This is a genomic window from Streptomyces sp. P9-2B-2, from assembly GCF_030406865.1.
In the GTDB taxonomy this organism is placed as follows: domain Bacteria; phylum Actinomycetota; class Actinomycetes; order Streptomycetales; family Streptomycetaceae; genus Streptomyces; species Streptomyces platensis.
The window spans coordinates 2094553-2110164 of sequence record NZ_CP129126.1; the positions used below are offsets into that span (position 1 = coordinate 2094553).

Sequence of the window (15612 nt, forward strand, 5' to 3'; positions counted from 1 at the left end):
CCCGGTCAGCCCGGCAGACAGGTCGTCCGGGTGGCGTGCGCCGGGTCGAGGGCGTTGGCCGTCTCATGGAAGGCGACGCGGTCGACGAGCCCGATGGCCACATGCTCGGAGAGGTCGAGCCCGCACAGATCCTGGACCACCACATTGCGTACGTCGGGGCCGTTGAGGAAGGCACTCCGGTAGGGGGTGACGACCTCGTCGTACTTGGTCGCGATCACGGTGTAGTGCACGCCGGGGAGCGTGTCACCGCCCTCGTTGAGGCGGTTGAGGATGTCGGAGCCGGCGATCTGGTCGGCCAGCCCGGGGGTCAGCTTGTCGATGTAGTCCTTGGCGCCGGGAAAGTGGTCGAGCAGACGGGTCAGACCGTTCAGATCGGTGCCGTGGTTGTCGGGGGCCAGTCCGACCAGCGTATTCACCTTGTCCGCGCCGCCATGGAACTTCAGGTACACCCGCGACATCATGCCGCCCTGTGAGTGGCCGACGAGATCGACCTTCTCGGTACCGGTGGCGGTCAGCACCCGGTCGACATAGGCGGCGAGCTGCTGGGCGGACGCGTCGACCGGGCCCAGCCCGTGGAAGAACGGGACACCGGGCAGCTGACCGTAGTCCAGGGAGAAGACGCAGTAGCCGCGGGCCACCAAGTAGGGCGCCAGGCCGAGCCAGTTGTCGATGGAGTTGCCGAGCGTGCCGTGCACCAGGACCACCGGCCGCGGGTGGGCGGCGGAGGGCTTGCAGGAGTAGTTGTTCCAGCCACTGCCGGCGGCCGCGCGCGTGGGGTGCTGCGCGGCGTCTCCGGCCGGGGTGGTGGCGGGCGACGGGTCGGCGGCCGCGGCGGGGACGGTGGCGGCACCGACGGCCAGGGCGAGGGCGGGGAGAAGGGTGAGCGTTCTTGACCAGCGCAGCTTCATACGATGCTCCTTGCGGGGTGAGGGGACTCCGAAGTGCTCCGTGAGCCGTTCACCTGCGATCCGGATCGCAAGGGCCAACGCAGTTGACTGGCAAGTAAGTTACGGCTGGGTAAGCACGGTGGGCCAGCGGTGTGACGGTGAAGGAAGCCGCACACAACCCTCACCGGACGTCCCGGGTTCAACGAACGGTTTCCGTGCCTGTGCGCCCCGTCCGTCGCGACCGGACCGGATGTCAGACCCGTCGCGTAGAGTCGGCAACGGCTTGACCAGCTACGGGACTTGGCCAGGTAAGGGACTTGGCCGGGGACGAGACATGAGGGGGCGACCGATGGAAACGGCCGGGACGACGGATCTGACCGGGCTTGTGGAGATCGACTCGAAGGCGGAGCTGCGCGAGCTGATCGGTGAGCCCAGCTCCCACGCGGCGCACAAGACCCGGTACCGGCTGCACGACCTCGACCGGCAGTGGCTGGCCCGCTCGCCGTTCTGCGTGATAGCCACCGCGGACGCGCAGGGCCGGTGCGACGTCTCCCCCAAGGGCGACCCCGCGGGCTTCACCCATGTCCTGGACGACACCACCCTGGTGATCCCGGACCGCCCCGGCAACAAGCGCATGGACGGCTGGATGAACGTCCTCGACAATCCGCATGTCGGGCTGAACTACCTCCTCCCGGGCCGCGGTGACACCCTCCGCATCAACGGCCGCGCCCGGCTGCTGCGCGACGCCCCGTTCTTCGACGCCCTGACCATCAAGGGCCACCGCCCGCGGCTGGCGCTCCTGGTGGAGGTCGAGGAGCTCTTCTACCACTGCTCCAAGGCGTTCCTCCGCTCGGACCTGTGGAAGCCGGAAACCTGGCACCCCGACGCGCTGCCCTCCCGGGCCCGCATCGTCAAGGGCCTCGAAGCCCCGGACCACTCCCTGGAGGAACTGGAGCAGCACTACGGCCCCCAATACGCGGAAAAGCTCTACGGCTGAGGCGGGGGGCGTCGGGGGCGGAAGGCCACGGCGACGTCTGGCGCAGTGACGCCGCCTATATCGAGCAGCGGGCGGACCAGTGGGAGAAGGCCCTGCTCGCCGGCTGACCGGCGGCAAGCTACGGCCGGTTGACCCCGGGCCCGAGAGGCTTCGTGCCCGGCGGCGGTGGGGTCCGGCCCGCCTGGCCGAGGGTTGCGGCGGGGCGGACGCTCGCGGTGCCGAAGCGTGCTCTGGCGCGGTCCACGGCGGCCTCGATGCGGTGTGCCTTGTCGTCGGACGGGTCGAAGGTCAGCTGACGTGCGGCGCGTTCGGCGCGGCAGAGGTCTTCCGCGCGCAGTGCCACGGAGCGTACCCGCGCCCGCTGAAGTCCGAGCGCGGCGTGCAGCGCATAGGCCGCCTCGGTCAGCGCGGGACCGTGCGCGGTCGGCCCGTCCAGCCGCCGGGTGCGGGTGGTGGTGGAGCGGTCGGCGTAGCGGACGGTGAGGGTGAGCACGCGGGCCGCCTGCCCGCTCGCGCGCATCCGGGCACCGAGGCCGTCGGCGAGCGAGAGCAGCGCCCGGCGGCGCCTGGCCGGGTCCAACTCGTCGTGGCCGAAGCGGTGTTCGGCGCCCATCGAGCGGGCCGCGGCGTTGGGCGTCACCGGCGTCGGGTCGATACCGCGGGCCCGTTCGTACACGATCCGGCCCATCCTGGCGCCGAGGATCCGCTGGAGGGTCGCGGGCGGGGCGGCGGCGATCCGGCCGACGCTGTCGAGCCCGTACGCACACAGGGCGCGCGCGGTCGCCGGGCCGACACCGTGCAGTGCCGAGACCGGGCGGCGGTCGAGGAACGCGGCGACGGCCGGGGCGCCCTCGGGGACGGCCCGGATCTCCCCGGGCGCCGCCCCCTGGGCCGCCATCCGGGCGAGCAGCGGGTTGGCGCCGATCCCGATCGTGCACCGTACGCCGTGCCAGGCCAGCGCACGCAGCCGCACGAGTTCGGCGAGGCCCGTCGCGTCCCGGTCGAAGTAGCGCAGCGCACCGCGCACATCCGCCAGCGCGGCGTCCGGCGGCAGCGCCTCGATCACCGGGGTGAACTGCGCCAGCAGCCCCAGCAGTTGTTCGAAGCATCCGGCGCTCACGGGGGTGCCGTCGACGGTCCGGAACCGTACGTGGAGCATGCCCGGCTGCCGCGGGGCGCCGGGCGGATCCGGCGGTGCGGCGGGCGGCCTCGGCGCGGGGGTCATCCCGCGCTCCCCGGGCTGGAGTGCCACAGCTTGCGTCCGGTGGCGGCGCGTTCGCCGGGGGGCTGGAGGTCGGCCCACGGGTGCAGCTCGTAGCCGGTCGTCAGCCGGATGGTGCGGCCCGGGGCGGCGGCCGGCTCGGGCTCCTGGTCCGTCCCGGGCTCCTGGCCACGTCCCTGGCCCGGACCCTGGCCCGGCTCCGCCGACGGGGCGTCCGCCTCGGCCGACACCGCACCCGCCTCGGCCGCCCCCGCGTCCGGCACCTCCGCGAGCCGGGCGGCGACCGCCTCCAGCCCGCCCTCGCGGCGCAGTTCGGCCAGCTCGGCGAGGTTCCAGGCGGCGGCGCCGACCACGCTGAGGCTGCGCGGACCGCGCCGCTGGACCGTGCCGCGTACCAGCAGCAGCCAGGAGTGGAAGATCGTGTGCGCACAGGCCGCATGGCTGTCGTCGAAGAAGGCACAGTCGACCAGTCCGGTGCTGTCGTCCAGGGTGGTGAAGATGACCCGGCGGCCGGAGCGGATCGGCGGTGTCTGGGTGGCCGCCTTGGCCCCGGCGACCAGCACCGTCTCACCGTGCCGGGCGTCGCGCAGCAGCCGGGCCGGCAGCGCGCCCAGCTCCGCGAGGAACTCCCGGTGGTCGGCCATCAGATGACGGGAGGCGTCCATACCGAGGACGCCCAGCTCGGCGCTGAGCCGTTCGACCTCGCTGAGGTCGGGCAGCCCGGCCGGCTCGACCGGATCGACCGGTTCCGCGTCCGCGCCGTCGAGGGCCCGGCCGGGCAGCGTCAGCTGACCGCCGGGCGCCTGGCGGCCGCGGTGGTGCAGCTCGGCGAGGTACAGCAGCAGGTCCCGCCGGTTCGCCCCGAAGGCGTCCAACGCGCCCACCCGGGCGAGGCGTTCGGCCACCGGGCGGCCCGGCCTGGCCCGCTGCCACAGGTCCGGTAGCGAGTGGTAGGGCTGCCCGGCCTCGATCCGCTGCGCCTCGGCCTCGCTCATCCCGTGCACATCGGAGAGCGCGAGCCGCAGGCCCCAGACCGCGGAGTCCTCCGGGCCGTCGCCACGGGAAGCCGCACCGGACGCCAGTTCGATTCGGTGAGCGACCGCCGACCGGTTCACATCCAGCGGCAGCACCGGCACCCCGCGCCGCCGCGCGTCCGCGAGCAGCAGCCGCTTCGGATACATCCCCGGGTCATGGGTGAGCAGCCCGGCGTAGAAGGCCGCGGGATGGTGCGCCTTGAGCCAGGCGGACTGGTAGGTGGGCACCGCGAAGGCCACCGCATGCGCCTTGCAGAAGCCGTACGAGCCGAAGGCCTCGACGATCTCCCAGGTACGCGCGATCACTTCGGGTGCGTACCCGCGCCGCTCGGCGCGCTGCGCGAACCAGGCGCGCACCCGGCCCTGGAGCTCCGGATGCGACAGCGCCCGCCGCTTCTCGTCGGCCTCGTCCCGCCCGCAGCCCGTCATGATCCGCAGCAGCTCGATGATCTGCTCGTGGAACACCACCACCCCATAGGTCTCGCGCAGCGGTTCCTCCAGGTCGGGGTGCGGATAGCGGATCGCCTTGCGGCCGTGCCGGGCCTCGATGAAGGGCCGCACCATATCGGCGGCGACCGGCCCGGGACGGAAGAGGGAGATGTCGACGACCAGGTCGTGGAAGGTGGCGGGCTGCAACCGGCCGACCAAATCGCGCTGGCCCGGCGACTCGATCTGGAAGCAGCCGAGCGTCTCGGTCGAACGGATCAGGTCGTAGGTGGCGGGGTCTCCCGGCGGCACCTGTGCGGGGTCGTCGAGATCGATCCGGCGCCCGGTGGCCCGGCCGATCTCGGCGACCGCATGCGCCATCGCGGACTGCATCCGCACGCCCAGCACATCGAGCTTGAGCAGGCCCATCTCCTCCACGTCGTCCTTGTCGAACTGCGACATGGCGAAGCCCTCGCCGCTGGTCGGGACGACCGGCGTACGGTCCAGCAGCGTGGCGTCGGAGAGCAGCACCCCGCACGGGTGCATGGCGATACCGCGCGGCAGTGCGTCCAGCGCCTCGACCAGCGGCCACAGCTGCTCGCCGCCGGCCTCCCGCACCCCGCGCAGCTCCGGCAGCTCGGCCAGCGCGGCCCGGGCGTCCCGGGCACGGATGTGCGGGAAGGCCTTGGCCAGCCGGTCCACCCGCGCCGGGTCCATGCCCAGGGCGGCGCCCACGTCCCGTACGGCGTGCCGGACGCGATAGGTCTCGGGCATCGAGACGGTGGCGACCCGCTCCGCACCGAACCGGTCGAAGATCGCGCGGTAGACCTCCAGCCGCCGGGCGGACTCCACGTCGATATCGATATCCGGCAGCGCCGCCCGCCGCTCGGACAGAAAACGCTCCATCAGCAGCCCGTGCTCGACCGGATCGGCGTGTGCGATGCCCAGGAGGTGGTTGACCAGGGAGCCGGCGCCGGACCCGCGGGCCGCGACCCGGATGCCCATCTCCCGTATGTCGTCCACGACCTGAGCGACCGTCAGGAAGTATGAAGGGTAGCCGAGCCGTTCGATCGTGCGCAGCTCGCCGTGCAGCCGCGCCCAGCGTTCACGGTCGTGGTCGTAACCGCGCAGCACCATCCCGGCGGCGCAGCGCGAGCGCAGTACCCGGGCGGCGGTGCGGTGCTCCGCGCCGACCAGCCGCGGCTCGGGGAAGTGGATCCGGCCGAGCCCGATGTCGTCCTGCGGATCGACCAGGCACTCCCCGGCGGCCTCCTCGGTCATGGCGAGCAGCCGGTGGGCCAGGCCGCGCCGGAAACCGGCCGCCTCGGCGATCCGCTCGGCGGTGTGGCTCATCGTGGCGCCGTCCTTGAGCCAGCGCTCCCCGCTGTCCCAGGCCTCGGGCCGGTGCCGGTCCACCGGCACCAGCCGGCGGGCGGAGTCCAGGACATCGGCGACCGGGCCCTGGCCGGGGTCGGCATAGCGGACCGCGTTGGTCAGGACGGCGCGGAGGCCCTGGTCGACGGCGAAGCCGAGGGTACGGGCGGCCAGCCGCGGGGAGCCGGGGCCGCTGCCGGGCCGGCCGTGGTCGACGACCTCCAGGCGCAGCGCCTCGCCGTACAGCTCATGCCAGGGGCCGAGGAGCCGCGCGGCACGGTCCGGTCGGCCGGCCGCCAGCGCCCGGCCGACCTCGGAGTCCGGCCCGAGCAGCACGGTCAGCCCGTCCGTGGCGGCCTCCAGGGCACTCCACGGGAGGACGGGCTGCTCCCCCTGCCCGGCGTGGGCGGCCGAGACCAGCCGGCACAGGGCAGCCCAGCCGGCCGCGCCGTCCCGGGCCAGGAAGACGGCACGGGCGGCGGACTCGTCGAGGAAGGCGCCGCCGCGCACCGGGGTGCGGCGGCGCGCGGTGGGCGTGGGCGCCGACGCGCGCTCCGCCACGGCGAGTTCGCTGCCGAACAGCGGGCGGACACCGGCTTCGGCCGCGGCCTTGGCGAACCGTACGGCCCCGGAGAGCCCGTCCCGGTCGGTCAGTGCGAGGGCGTCCATACCGCGTTCGGCGGCGCGCTCGGCGAGCCGCTCCGGATGGGAGGCGCCGTAGCGCAGGGAGAACCCCGAAGCGGTGTGCAGATGCGTGAACCCGGGCATCCGCACCTCCTGCACCTCATCCGCCCCCCGGCTGACCTTGCGTCCCCCGTTCCTCCTCTCCACCATAACCCGCGTATCGAACATTCGTACGAAGACATGCCGGGAGGCCGGTCACGATCCGCCGATCAGCCCCACCGATCTGCGCCCCTTTGCCGCCAACCGGAAGATAAGGGAGCAAAAGCACCGGACCGGCAGCCGAAGTGCGGCGAGGAGCGAGTCATGGCCACGACGGACGACGGCACCCGCACCACCTTCCTCGGGGAGGTGAAGAGCGCGGTGACGCCGCATGCCTCGCTGCTGGTGCTCGGCGTCCTGGGGCTGGTGATCGCGTTCATCACGTCGTACACCGGCGCCTTCCACCACCCCGCACCGGCCGATGTACCGCTCGGCGTCGTCGCCCCCGCGCAGGCCAGGACGCAACTGGTGGGCAAACTGGACCGGCTGCCGGGCTCTCCTCTGGACCCGCGCGCGCTGCCCTCCGAACGGGCCGCCCGGCAGCAGCTCGCGGACCGGACCATCGACGGCGCACTGATCGTCAACCCCCGCGGGAGCACCGACCGGCTGCTGGTGGCCAGCGGGGGCGGCGCATCCCTCGCCCAGGCGGTCGAACTGGTCGTCCGCTCGGCCGAGAAGGCCCGGCACCGCACCGTACGCACGGTCGACGTGGCCCCCGCCGCCGCGGGCGACAGCCGCAGCCTGTCGTCCTTCTACCTCGTCGTCGGCTGGTGCGTCGGCGGCTATCTGTGCGCCGCGATCCTCGCGATCAGCGCCGGGGCGCGCCCCTCGAACGGACACCGGGCGGTCATCCGGCTGGCCGCGCTCACCGTCTACGCGCTCGCCGCCGGACTAGCCGGGGCGATCATCGTCGGACCGGTCCTCGGCGCCCTGCCCGGCACCTTCCTCGGGCTGTGGGGGCTGGGCGCCCTGACCGTCTTCGCGGTGGGCGCCACCACCCTGGCCTGCCAGGCCCTGCTGGGCATCCTCGGCATCGGCCTGGCGATCCTGCTGATCGTCATCCTCGGCAACCCGAGCGCGGGCGGCGCCTACCCCTATCCACTGCTGCCCCCGTTCTGGCGCGCCATCGGCCCCGCCCTTCCACCGGGCGCGGGCACCTGGACGGCACGCTCCCTCGCCTACTTCCGCGGCCACGCGATCACTGGCCCGCTCCTGGTGCTCGCCGCCTGGGCGGTGGGCGGCGCCCTGCTCACCCTGGCTCTGTCGATCTTCCGCAAGAAGGGCGAGAACCCGTCATGACCCTCCCCGCCGGCCGGCGCAGCGCCTGAGCAACCGCGCCCGGCGGGCAGCTGAGCCCGACCGGGCACCCGGCCCGGCCCCCACCCCTGGCTCACATATGCGTGCCGCCGTCGATCCGTATCTCTGTGCCGGTGATGAACGCACCGTCCCGCGAGGCGAGCATCGCGATGACCCCGGCGACCGTCTCCGGGCCGGCGAAGCCCTCCCCGATGGCCGGGAAGAGCTTGGTGAACAGGGTCATGTCGGCGTCCTCCGGCAGCCCCGGCACCGGGCCGCTGGTCATGCCGCTGGCGATGGAGCCCGGCGCCACACACACCGCGCGCAGCCCCTGCTTGCTGTACTCGCTCGCGATGGCGTGCGTCATGGACTGGATGCCGCCCTTGCTCGCCGCGTACGCCGACATGTACGGGTGCGCGAACGAGGCCGATGTGGAGCTGAAGTTGACCACGACCGGCGCCTCGCCCTCCAGGAGCGCGGGCAGCGACTCACGGATCATCAGGAAGGTGCCGGTCAGATTGATCGTGAGGACCTGGTTGAAGAGGTCCAGGCCGGTCTCGTGGGTGTGTGCGGCGCGCAGGATGCCGGCCGCGTTGACCAGCACGTCCAGCCCGCCGAGGGCGGCCACCGCCGAGGCGACGCCCGCCCGGACCGCCGCCTCGTCGGCCACGTCCAGCACCACGGTCTCCAGCCGGCCGTCGGTGCCCTCCGCGGCGGCCCGGTCGGCGGTGATCCGCAGGCCCGCGGCGTCGACATCCGCCGCCACCACCCGGCCGCCCTCGGCGAGGATCCGGTGGACCGTCGCCTGTCCGATGCCCGAGCCGGCTCCGGTGATCAGTACGCGGCGTCCGTCAAAGCGATGCATGGTCCAGCTCCGTTCTCGAAGTACCCGGGCACGCTAACCCGCAAGTGGCACTTCATGCCACTCGCGCCTGCCGTGCCACCCTGACACACACTCCCTACACTGAACCCATGCCGACCGCACCCCGCTCCACCCCGCCGCCCCGCCCCTCGCTCACCGAGCGGCGCAAGGCCGAGACCCAGCTGGAGATCGCCCGTACCGCGGCGGCCCTGTTCACGGAGCGCGGCGCCGCCGTCACCGCCGAGGAGATCGCCCGCACCTCCGGGGTCGCGCTGCGCACCTTCTACCGCTACTTCCGCACCAAGGAGGACGCGGTGGTCCCGCTGCTGGCCAACGGGGTGCGGGAGTGGCTCGACGATCTGGCCGCGCCGCCGGCGGACCCGGAAACCCTCCCCGTACGCGAGGTGCTGGAGCGGGCGGCCCACCGGGCCCTGACCCCCGCCGACGAACCGGCCGCCGAGGCACTGCGCCGGACCCGCGGGCTGCTGCGGGCGATGCCGGACGATCCGGCGCTGCGCACGGTCTGGCACCGGGTCCATCACGACTCCGAGGAGGCGCTGCGGCCGGTCCTGGCGCGGCTGACCGGTGCGGACCCGTGGGCGGTGCGGCTGGCCGCGGCCGCCGCGAACACCGCGATGCGGATCGCGGTGGAGGAGTGGGCGGCGGGAGATGCGGCGCCGGACGGGCCGCGGGGGCCGGGCGCACTGGTGGTGCCGGCCCTGCGGGCGCTCACGGCGGGACTGCCGGAACTGGTTGCACCGAGCCGGGCATACATGGGGAACGGGCGGGAAAACGCGGAGACCCGGGGCCGGTAAGGCGACCCGCGGGCGGCCGGTTCTTACCTCTCCGGGCGCCCCGGGCAGCACGGAGGGACCCTCCGGCCCCCCTCTTCGGCCAATCGCCGGAGATCCAACCCCGCCCGAACGACCGGTCGGCGGCCGGATTCCGTCGTTCCGTGGCCGATCACCCATTGCCCGGGGCATACCGGCAGCGGCATCCCCGCTGGCCGCACCCCGCTTCACCCCGGCCGTCCGGTACCGCCTCCGGCCGGTTCACGCCATTACTCTCAGCTTTCATCTAACGACTCAAAGTGATCGCTCCTTGCCCACTCGGGATGCTTTCGGGGTGCGGTTGGGCCAGACTCCCGTCCGGTATCTGCACCTTCGAGCAAGGGAGTGTTCGTCATGCGGTACATCACTGGGGCGGTCGCGCTCGGCGCGGCACTGGTCCTGGGCACGCTCGCCACCACCGCGCACGCTGTCGCCGCACCGGCGCAGCCCACGCGGACCGGCGGGCTCTACGCCCCCACGGCACTGGTGCTGACGGCCGGCCAGGGCGAAAGCCGCGCGACCGCCACGGTGCAGCGCGCCGTGACGCTCAGCTGTATGCCGGGGGCGACCGGCAGCCACCCGAACCCGAAAGCCGCCTGCGCCGAACTGCGCACGGTGGCCGGTGACTTCAACGCGGTGACCACTGCCCCGTCCGACCGGCTGTGCACCAGGGAATGGAACCCCTTCGTGGTCACCGCCGACGGCGTGTGGCAGGGCAAGCGGGTCTCGTACACCTACACCTTCGCCAACTCCTGCGCGATGGCCGACGGCATCGGCGCGGTCTTCGACTTCTGACCGGAACATCGCGTCAGATCCCCGGGCACCGGACGCGGTGCCCGGGGATTTCGCATGGGGTGGGGCGTGGACGGCGCCTAGGGTCAGCGCATGACCGCTCCCGACTCCGCCCCCGGCTCCGCCCCCAACTCCGTTCGCCCGTACGGCGCGGGCGTCGCCGTGCTCTCCGACATCCATGCCGTGCTGCCGGCGCTGGAGGCGGTGCTCGCCGAACCGGATGTCCGCGCCGCCGACCGCATCGTGCTGACCGGTGATCTGCTCGCCGGGCCGCTCCCCCGCCAGACCCTGGCGCGGCTGCGCGCCCTCGGCGACCGGGCGGTGTGGATCAGCGGCAACGCCGACCGTGAGATGGCCGCCGCCCGGCCGGGGAACGAACCGGGAGATCCGATGGACGCCTGGGCGGCAGGTCAACTCGGCCCGGACGAGCGGGAGTTCCTGGGCTCGCTGCCCGCCACCGTGACGCTGGAGGTGGCCGGGCTCGGGCCGGTCCTCTTCTGTCATGCCACCCCGCGCGACGACACCGAGATCGCGCTGGTCGACTCCCGGCCGGAGCGCTGGGCGGAGGTGCTGGCCGGGGTGCCCGATGCCGTCCGCACGGTGGTCTGCGGGCACACCCATATGCCGTTCGTCCGGTTCACCCACGGGCGGCTGGTGGTCAACCCGGGGAGCATCGGCATGCCATACGGCCGGCCGGGCGCCCACTGGGCGCTGCTGGGGCCGGGCGGCGGAGCGGTCACGCTGCGGCATACGGCCTTCGATCACGAGGCGGCCTGCGCCCGGATCGCCCGGGAATCGGACTCTCCGTCGGCGGCCGCGTGGGCGGATACCTATGTCCGGGCCCGGTGTTCCGCCGAGGAGGCACTGGCGGCGTTCGGGCCGGGCGACGGCCGGAACACCGCCCCGGGCACGGACGGCTGAGCGCCGCGGGACGGTGCCGGCCCCGGGCGACGAGCGGATCCGGGGCCCGGCACCGTGCGCCGGGCTGCTGCGGGGTGTGCCGGTGGGTCAGCCGATTTCCGCGCCGTAGGCCTTCAGGGCCTCGGTGACCGGCTGGAAGAAGGTTTCGCCGCCGTTGGAGCAGTCGCCGCTGCCGCCGGAGGTGAGACCGAGGGCGGACTCGCCGTCGAACAGCGCGCCGCCGCTGTCGCCGGGCTCGGCACAGACATCAGTCTGGATCAGACCCTCGACCGTGCCCTCCTGGTAGTTGACGCTGGCGTTCAGCGCCTTGACGGTGCCGTCGTGCACCTGGGTGGTGCTGCCGCTGCGCTGCACCTTCTCGCCGACGGTGGCCTCCGCGGCCTTGGTGATCTTCTGGGTGCTGCCGTTGTAGAGGTCGACCTCGCTCGGGTGCGCGGTGTCGCCGGTGTACTTGGCGAGCGAGTAGTCGTCACCGGGGAACTTGGAGTCCTCGGTGGTGGCGATCGCCGAGCCGCCCTGCTTGTCGGACCAGCTCTTGATCTCGTTGCCGCAGTGGCCGGCCGTCAGGAAGTGCGGCTGGCCGTCCTTGACGACGTTGAAGCCGAGCGAGCAGCGGGCACCGCTCCCCCAGATCGCGTCGCCGCCGCCGATGAAGGGTTTGAACTGCCCCTTGCTGTGGCGGACCTCGACCTTGTCACCGAGGCTGTTGGCGACCTTGGTGAGCCGGTCCAGCTTGGTGCCCTTGACCGTGCGGTCGGCGGTCACCACGACCTTGTTGCTCTGCGGGTCGATGCCCCAGGACGTGCCGGGGATGGTCGCCTTCGACTTCAGCGTCTGCCGGGCCGAGTCGAGCTGGGCGAAGGTGTGCTCGACGAGTCTGGCTTCCGCCCCCTTCGCCCGTACGGCCTTGGCCGCCGCCTGGTTCACGACGTTGACCACGAGCTTCTTGGCCTTGGCGTCATAGAAGGCACCGGCGGTGTCCGTCTTGAGGTGCGAGGCGAGCGTGCTCGCCGCAGCCGAGGTCAGCTTGGCGAGCGTCGGCTTGGGGGTGGGGGCCTGGGACGCGTTGGCGTTGGCGAGGGTGACGGTGGCGGTGGCGGCGAGGGCGAGCGCTCCGGCGCCCGCTATGACGGCGCGCCGGTTGGGTATGCGTCGGTGCTGCAACTCAGGGCCTCCCGTGGGGGAAGAGCCCGGAAACCGTGGGGAGTCGCCCGGGCCCGTGGAGTGAGGGGATCAGGACTGGCACGGGTCCGCCCCGAGAAGCGGCGGCTCGGGGAGTCGCGTCCATGCCAAGGTGGAGCCGAGTATTCCCATCCGCCTCACTCGCGCACAAGACCGAGTTCCGGTCTTACCTGCGGGAGTTCACCACTTCGCCACACGAAGGACACACCGATATCCGTGCACCTCGGCCGAGTGCGGACATCAGCGGACACGCGAAACGCGCGGCGGACGGCAACGTGTGAGGACTATAGCTGGCCGGAAAACACCGGCCCGGAACCGCCCCCCGGCGCATCGAAAACGCCGTATATACCCGCACCAAGGGGTACATACGGCATTCAGTGGCACATCGGAAAGGCAGCCTGCGCCCGCCTCAGAGCCTCATGCGCGAGGGCTTCCTACGGGAGGTCCTCCACCGGCGGGAGGTCCGCCAGCTCCGGCGGCAGGGCGACCTCCGCACCGTGCTCAACGGTCGTACGCGACGGCCGGGGCGCCGCCGGGGCAGGCCGCTGCACGCCGTCCCGCTCCGCCTCGGCGGCCGCGGTCTCCGCCTGGGCCTGGAGCCCGGAGCGCTCCAGGAACCGCAGCAGTTCGACCGGGAAAGGCAGGACAAGGGTGGAATTCTTCTCGGCGGCGACCGCCACCACGGTCTGGAGCAGTCGCAGTTGCAGCGCCGCGGGCTGGTCGGACATCGCCGCGGCCGCCTCGGCCAGCTTCCGCGACGCCTGGAGCTCGGCGTCCGCGTTGATCACCCGGGCCCGCCGGTCACGGGTGGCCTCCGCCTGGCGGGCCATCGACCGCTTCATCGTCTCCGGCAGCGAGACATCCTTGATCTCTACCCGGTCGACGGTCACCCCCCAGCCAATGGCCGGACTGTCCATCATCAGCTCCAGGCCCTGATTGAGCTTCTCGCGGTTCGACAGCAGATCGTCCAGCTCGCTCTTGCCGATGATCGACCGCAGTGAGGTCTGCGCCATCTGGGAGACCGCGAAGCGGTAGTCCTCGACCCGGATGACCGCGTCGGCGGCGTCCACGACCTTGAAATAGACGACCGCGTCGACCCGCACCGTGACGTTGTCGCGGGTGATGCCCTCCTGGGCGGGCACCGGCATCGTGACGATCTGCATATTGACCTTGCGCATCCGGTCGACGATCGGAACGATCATGGTGAACCCCGGCTCGCGCACGTCCGAGAGCAGCCGCCCCAGCCGCAGCACCACACCGCGTTCGTACTGCTTGACCACCCGCGCCGCCGCCATGAGATACACCGTGCCCGTGCAGGCCAGCGCCACCCCGGCCGTCACCAGTTCTCCGACCATCACGGCTCCCTGAACATGTGCCGTACGCGTCTGAATCGCACTGTTTACCATGGTATGCCCGGCCCGGAGGGACGGTCGAGGCTCAGGGGCGGACACGGCCGGGCCCCCGTCCGCCGGCGGACGGGGGCCGTCATACCGCCGGAGCCGGGTCCGGCGTTCGTGCGGGGTTCCCGCCGTACGGACCCGGGGCCGCGCGACCCGGGCCGTACGGACTCAGGCGGCCGGCGTCAGTAGACGCTCACGCCGTACGCGCTCAGCGCCTCGGTGACCGGCTGGAAGAACGTGGTGCCGCCGGAGGTGCAGTCACCGCTGCCACCGGAGGTGAGCCCGAGTGCCTTGGTCCCGGAGTAGAGGGGACCCCCGCTGTCGCCGGGCTCGGCACAGACCGTGGTCTGGATGAGGCCGGAGACGATGTCGCCGCCGCCGTAGTTCACGGTGGCGTTCAGCGCGGTGACCTTGCCACTGTGGGTGCCGGTGGTGGAGCCCCGGCGGGTGACCGACTGGCCGACGCCCGGGGTGCCGGCGCTGGTGATGTCCTGGCTGCCGACCATGCCGGCGTGGGCCACGGAGGAGTTCGTGTACTTCACGATGCCGTAGTCGTTGCCGGGGAAGCTGGAGCCGGCGGTCGGGCCGATGCTCGTGGTGTGCGAGGAGTTGGTGTACCAGGGCGGGTTGCCGTCGGTGCAGTGACCGGCCGTCAGGAAGTAATAGGTGCTGCCGCTGCGGACGTTGAAGCCGAGCGAGCAGCGCCAGCTGGGTGCGTAGATGGCGTCGCCGCCGGAGATGAACTTGCGGAAGGTGCCCGCGATGCGGTCGATGCGGACCGCGTCGGCGTTGCTGCCCGCGGCCCGCTCGATCTTGGCGATCTCCGCCCGGGAGACCGTGCGGTCGGCGGTGACGACCAGGGTGCGGGTCGCGCTGTCGACCCGCCAGGCAGTGCCGGGGACATCCGCGGCGCGTACCGCGTTCCCGGCGGCGGAGAGCTGGGCGGCGCTGAACTTCGGTGCGGGAGCGGGGTTCTGTGCGTGGGCGTCAGGGATGGCGATGGCACCGACGGCCACCAGTCCGGACGCCACGGCGATCAGCCGGGTGCGTCTCGCCACGCCGCTGCGGGGGGTGGTGCGCTCGTTCCTCACTGATTCCTCCGAGGGGATCGGGGGCCGCCGGTGGGCGGCCGGTGAGGCGCAGCCAAAGGGCACGCAAGAATCCGCACGTTCATTTTCGGCGTGCCCCTGACAAGCGCTGAGCGGAGTCTCGGGCGCACCACCCCCGCAGCGCAAGAGGTCCGCACCAATGCCTCCCGCCCGGCACCCGGCCGCACCCTCCCCGCCACCCTCAAAACTCCGCCCCGGCAGCCACATTGACGGCTGCCGGGGCGGCGCTGACCCCCTCGGTCGCGGATGGGACGGACCAGCGGACGATACGGTTCCGCCCCGCCCGCGCCCCCTCCTCGGTGCCGCGATCCGGGGAGGCGGCGAACGTGGCGCGAATGATGCGCCCGACCCCCCGGCCGGGGGGCGCGAAACCCACCCGGAATGCCGCGCTCCGGCTGCCATCGTCGGACAATCGGCCCGCTCAACTTTCGAGGGAAGCGGGTCCGGTGGACACAGGTCGGAATCCGCCGCCGCGTCAACACCCCTCCGATGGGCCAGTCTCCCGATCATCGGGCTATCCCGTGGCCCTCCGCCGAGTCCATTGGCATTTGCCCTGG

Annotated in this window: 12 protein-coding genes; 5 read left to right on the forward strand and 7 right to left on the reverse strand. The window is 72.6% G+C overall.

Annotated elements, in window-relative coordinates; all coding sequences use genetic code 11:
• Positions 1-5: 5 nt before the first annotated feature.
• Positions 6-908: an alpha/beta fold hydrolase gene (locus tag QT196_RS09075; RefSeq protein WP_266735748.1), complete on the reverse strand. Its 903-nt coding sequence runs from the start codon at positions 906-908 to the stop codon at positions 6-8.
• Positions 909-1236: 328 nt separating this feature from the next.
• Between QT196_RS09075 and QT196_RS09080 the strand changes: the two genes are divergently transcribed.
• Complete coding sequence (locus QT196_RS09080; RefSeq protein WP_290354718.1) at positions 1237-1884, forward strand: pyridoxamine 5'-phosphate oxidase family protein; 648 nt, start codon at positions 1237-1239, stop codon at positions 1882-1884.
• A 118-nt stretch (positions 1885-2002) separates the two neighbouring features.
• Here the strand turns inward: QT196_RS09080 and QT196_RS09085 are convergent, their stop codons facing one another.
• Together QT196_RS09085 and QT196_RS09090 are read right to left on the reverse strand one after the other, a co-directional pair.
• Complete coding sequence (locus QT196_RS09085; protein WP_290354719.1) at positions 2003-3109, reverse strand: hypothetical protein; 1107 nt, start codon at positions 3107-3109, stop codon at positions 2003-2005.
• Positions 3106-6708 (reverse strand): DNA polymerase III subunit alpha, encoded by a 3603-nt coding sequence (locus QT196_RS09090; RefSeq protein ID WP_290354720.1) that lies wholly within the window; start codon positions 6706-6708, stop codon positions 3106-3108. The genes QT196_RS09085 and QT196_RS09090 overlap by 4 nt, the downstream gene beginning before the upstream one ends.
• A gap of 219 nt (positions 6709-6927) precedes the next feature.
• On the opposite strand from QT196_RS09090, the gene QT196_RS09095 reads away from it, so the two are divergent.
• The gene (locus tag QT196_RS09095; protein WP_290354721.1) at positions 6928-7962 is read left to right on the forward strand and encodes a DUF3533 domain-containing protein; all 1035 of its coding nucleotides are present in this window, start codon (positions 6928-6930) and stop codon (positions 7960-7962) included.
• A 91-nt stretch (positions 7963-8053) separates the two neighbouring features.
• On the opposite strand, the gene QT196_RS09100 is transcribed toward QT196_RS09095, so the two are convergent.
• Entirely contained in the window at positions 8054-8824 is a 771-nt protein-coding gene (locus QT196_RS09100) for an SDR family oxidoreductase (RefSeq protein WP_290354722.1), read from the reverse strand.
• A 107-nt stretch (positions 8825-8931) separates the two neighbouring features.
• On the opposite strand from QT196_RS09100, the gene QT196_RS09105 reads away from it, so the two are divergent.
• From QT196_RS09105 to QT196_RS09115, 3 genes are all read left to right on the forward strand, one after another.
• Positions 8932-9636, forward strand: a complete 705-nt coding sequence (locus tag QT196_RS09105) for a TetR family transcriptional regulator (protein WP_266735740.1) — start codon at positions 8932-8934, stop codon at positions 9634-9636.
• A gap of 369 nt (positions 9637-10005) precedes the next feature.
• Positions 10006-10446, forward strand: a complete 441-nt coding sequence (locus tag QT196_RS09110; RefSeq protein WP_085924260.1) for a subtilase-type protease inhibitor — start codon at positions 10006-10008, stop codon at positions 10444-10446.
• Positions 10447-10536: 90 nt separating this feature from the next.
• Positions 10537-11364 carry a metallophosphoesterase family protein gene (locus QT196_RS09115; protein WP_290354723.1) on the forward strand — a complete coding sequence of 276 codons (828 nt, stop codon included), beginning with the start codon at positions 10537-10539 and terminating at the stop codon, positions 11362-11364.
• A gap of 87 nt (positions 11365-11451) precedes the next feature.
• Here QT196_RS09115 and QT196_RS09120 read toward each other — a convergent pair whose 3' ends face one another.
• The 3 genes from QT196_RS09120 to QT196_RS09130 form a co-directional block, all read right to left on the reverse strand.
• The gene (locus QT196_RS09120; protein ID WP_168478426.1) at positions 11452-12528 is read right to left on the reverse strand and encodes a S1 family peptidase; all 1077 of its coding nucleotides are present in this window, start codon (positions 12526-12528) and stop codon (positions 11452-11454) included.
• A 452-nt stretch (positions 12529-12980) separates the two neighbouring features.
• A complete protein-coding gene (locus QT196_RS09125; protein ID WP_168478427.1) occupies positions 12981-13901 on the reverse strand; it encodes a slipin family protein in 921 nt (306 codons plus the stop codon).
• A 227-nt stretch (positions 13902-14128) separates the two neighbouring features.
• Positions 14129-15037: a S1 family peptidase gene (locus QT196_RS09130; protein ID WP_266735732.1), complete on the reverse strand. Its 909-nt coding sequence runs from the start codon at positions 15035-15037 to the stop codon at positions 14129-14131.
• Between the last annotated feature and the right edge of the window lie 575 nt (positions 15038-15612).